This window comes from Sphingorhabdus sp., from assembly GCF_046596595.1.
Classification (GTDB): Bacteria; Pseudomonadota; Alphaproteobacteria; order Sphingomonadales; family Sphingomonadaceae; genus Sphingorhabdus_B.
In genome coordinates this window covers 1-3,505 of record NZ_JBKJMB010000076.1, presented here as the reverse complement: position 1 = coordinate 3,505, position 3,505 = coordinate 1, and the positions used below count along the sequence as shown (strand labels likewise).

Annotated in this window: 3 protein-coding genes; 2 read left to right on the top strand and 1 reads right to left on the bottom strand. The window is 56.5% G+C overall.

Going from position 1 to position 3,505, the window contains the following annotated elements; translation table 11 throughout:
- Window positions 1-1,177: putative DNA modification/repair radical SAM protein (locus tag ACLL9E_RS07820; RefSeq protein ID WP_411291179.1), on the top strand; the 1,177-nt coding region annotated here is incomplete at its 5' end.
- Window positions 1,174-2,562, top strand: a complete 1,389-nt coding sequence (locus tag ACLL9E_RS07815; protein ID WP_411291178.1) for a UdgX family uracil-DNA binding protein — start codon at window positions 1,174-1,176, stop codon at window positions 2,560-2,562. The genes ACLL9E_RS07820 and ACLL9E_RS07815, both read left to right, overlap by 4 nt.
- Here the strand turns inward: ACLL9E_RS07815 and ACLL9E_RS07810 are convergent.
- Window positions 2,544-3,505, bottom strand: a 962-nt coding sequence (locus ACLL9E_RS07810; RefSeq protein WP_411291177.1) for an alpha-galactosidase, incomplete at its 5' end; no start/stop codon positions are given. The two genes, ACLL9E_RS07815 and ACLL9E_RS07810, sit on opposite strands and share 19 nt — an antisense overlap.

Sequence of the window (3,505 nt, the reverse complement as noted above, 5' to 3'; positions counted from 1 at the left end):
TTGTGCATCGTCCGGGACCGCAAAACGGTCAAGCAGCAAAGCAGGCGGGATTGGATCGACCGAGGGCATGGGCATTTGCCATGCATATGCGCCCGATGGCCGATGTATCTCGTTGTTAAAGATTTTGCTGACCAATAGCTGCATTTTCGATTGCCATTACTGCATCAACCGCAAGAGCTCGAATGTCCGTCGTGCGCGGTTTACGCCCAAGGAAGTGGTCGATCTCACGCTCAACTTTTATAAGCGCAATTATATCGAAGGGTTGTTTCTCTCGTCGGGAATCATCAAAAGTTCGAATTACACGATGGAGCAAATTGTCGAGGTCGCGCGGAGCCTGCGTGAGGACCATCACTTTCGCGGCTATATCCATCTGAAAACCATTCCCGATGCCGATCCGGAATTGTTGGAAGCAGCGGGTCGCCATGCGGACAGATTGTCGATCAACGTTGAACTCCCTACGCGCGCAGGGTTGCAAAAGCTTGCTCCCGAAAAATCGGAAGAACGCATCGAGGGCGCGATGGGAGGGTTGAAAGAATCCATTCTCGATGGCCGCGACGCCAAGAAGAAATATCGAAGCGCACCCAATTTTGCGCCCGCTGGCCAGTCGACTCAGATGATCGTTGGCGCGGACACCGCAACGGACAGTGATATCGTACGCCGTGCCAATGGCCTTTACGACCGATTCGGATTGCGCCGCGTGTATTATTCGGCATTCAGCCCGATTCCGGACGCAAGCGCGGTACTGCCATTGCAACGCCCTCCGTTGATGCGCGAGCACCGGCTGTATCAATCGGACTGGTTGATGCGCTTTTATGGTTTTGCGCCGCAAGAGGTTGTGGATGCCGCCGACACCGACGGCATGTTGCCCTTGGACATTGATCCCAAGCTAGCCTGGGCGCTTAAGCATCGCGCGCAATTCCCCGTTGATGTGAACAGCGCGCCAAAAGCCATGTTGTGGCGGGTGCCCGGGCTTGGCACCAAAGCGGTCGATGCAATCATCAAGGCGCGGCGCTGGCGGCGGCTTCGGTTGGAGGATGTCGGCAGGCTGACCGTATCGATCACCAAAATCCGGCCCTTCATCACCGCAGAAGCGTGGAGCCCCGGCGCGCTCACGGATATGGAGCATCTGCGCGCGTCGATCGCGCCGAAGGTACAACAGCTGGAACTATTTGCGTGATTACCGCCCGTTTGGAAAGCGAAGATGATTTTGACGGATGGCGTGCGCAATGCCGTGGCTTGCTTCGGCTTGGTGCCAAGCCAGCCGACGTGGTCTGGCAGGTCGGCGCGCAACGCACCGACCTTTTTGCTAATCCCGAAAGCCCGATTGAGGCTGCCCCCATTGGTGTACCGAAAGGTTTTGCCGAGCTGTCGCGCTCGGTAATTTGCCACAATGATCCAGAACGCTTCGGGCTGTTATTTCAACTGCTGATCGACCTAAAGGCGGGGCGGCGGCATATGGGTGATCGCGCCGACCCGCTTTTGCGGAAGCTCGACATCATGGCTAAAACCGTTCGGCGGGACATTCACAAGATGCGTGCCTTCGTCCGTTTTCGGCGCATCGAGGAGGATCATGAAGAACATTATGTCGCATGGTTTGAACCTGAGCATCATATTGTTCGGACGAACGCGTCTTTCTTCGTCCGCCGGTTTGCCGGCATGCGTTGGTCGATTCTAACGCCGCAATTATCCATATATTGGGACAAGGACAAATTGCTGGAAGGCCCGGCCGCTCGCAAGGAGGATGCGCCGTCCGAGGATGCGATTGAGGAGCAATGGAAAACCTATTACGGGTCGATCTTCAACCCCGCCCGCTTGAAGGTGAAGGCCATGTTGAAGGAGATGCCCAAAAAATATTGGCATAATATGCCCGAGACTGCCTTGGTTTCCGAATTAATTCAGTCCGCGCGGAACCGCGAACTGGCGATGATCGAAAACGAAACAGCCGCACCGCTGGCCGACACGTTAAAATCGCTTCACGCCGAAGCCGCGCGCTGCCGTCGTTGCCCCTTGTTCGGTCCCGCAACTCAAATCGTGTTTGGCGAGGGCCCCGAGCGCGCAAATTTGATGTTCGTCGGTGAACAGCCAGGAGACCAAGAGGATATGCAAGGACGGCCTTTTGTCGGGCCTGCCGGGCAGATATTTGACGCGGCCCTCATCGAAGCTGGACTGGACCGCGCACAAGCTTATGTGACCAACGCCGTCAAACATTTCAAATTCCGGCCAGAGGGCAAGCGCCGCATTCACGAACGGCCAAATGTGGGCGAGATCAATCACTGCCGCTGGTGGCTCAAGCGTGAAATGGAGATGGTTCAGCCCGACCTTATCATTGCTTTGGGTGCGACAGCCGCAAGAAGCCTGACGGGGAAAAATGTCGCCATCACCGCCAACCGCGGCACCATGTTGGAAAGCATTGAGGGCGTTCCCGTATTGGTGACGATCCACCCGAGCTATTTACTGCGCCTTCCCGATGCGCAGACAGCCGCGCAGGAACGCCGCAATTTCGTGGACGACCTTATCCACGCACGCGACCGGATCGCGGCGCTTCAGGTCGCCACGACGTAAAATAACAGGCAGGTTTCAGGATGCGCGTGCGGCAGTTGTAACCCGCTGTTTATAAGCGCCGCGCCGCTGAACACTGCACCCTGACCCATCAGGTCCAGCGTTTCAATCGCGGATGGTCCCTTAATGGGCTGCCAGTCGAAAGGCCAAATAAGCTTGAGCCGATAGTGGCGGTTTGGGTTAAGACCATCGAACTTGAGATGCCCCGGCAAAACCTTGGGGTCACTGGCCACGTAAGCCACCGAATAGATCCCCTCTGATTGGTCGCGCGCCACAACGCCGCTAGCGATAATCTGCGGCGCGGTATCCAGTCGGTATAGGTCGCCGTCATGCAGCAAAAAACGGTGTTGTTTGTGCAGGGCAATTGCAGATTTTAGAACCTCAAGATCAGCAGCGCGCTCGGTAAGCAAATTCAGTTCAAGCCCCATATGACCCATGAAAGCCGTCGCTGCACGCATAGCCATAGACAGGCGCCGCCCAGTTACGTGACAGCGCGCTGGACCGATATGACAGCCCATAACTTCAGGCGGCAGGAAAAAGCTTGCGCCGCGCTGGATAACTTGCCGGTCAAGCGCGTCATTACTGTCGGATGTCCAAACCCTGTCGCTATGCGCCAGCACCCCCATATCGGCACGGGCACCGCCGGAAGAGCAACTTTCGATCTCCACATTTGGATGCGCATGTCTCACGCGGTCAAGCAGCGCATGTAACGCCGAAACCTGTGCAAGAGCGCGCGGCGCGCCTGAAGCGCCACCTGGGTGACTCAAGTCGCGGTTCATATCCCATTTGATGTAGCTGATTGCGTGGTCGCGCAAAATTTCGTCGATGAGACCAAAAAGATAATCCGATACTTCCGGTCGGCTGATGTCGAGCGCGAGTTGCGATCGGAAGGGTATTTGTTCGACCGCTTCTATGCCCAACACCCAGTCAGGGTGCGCCCGATATA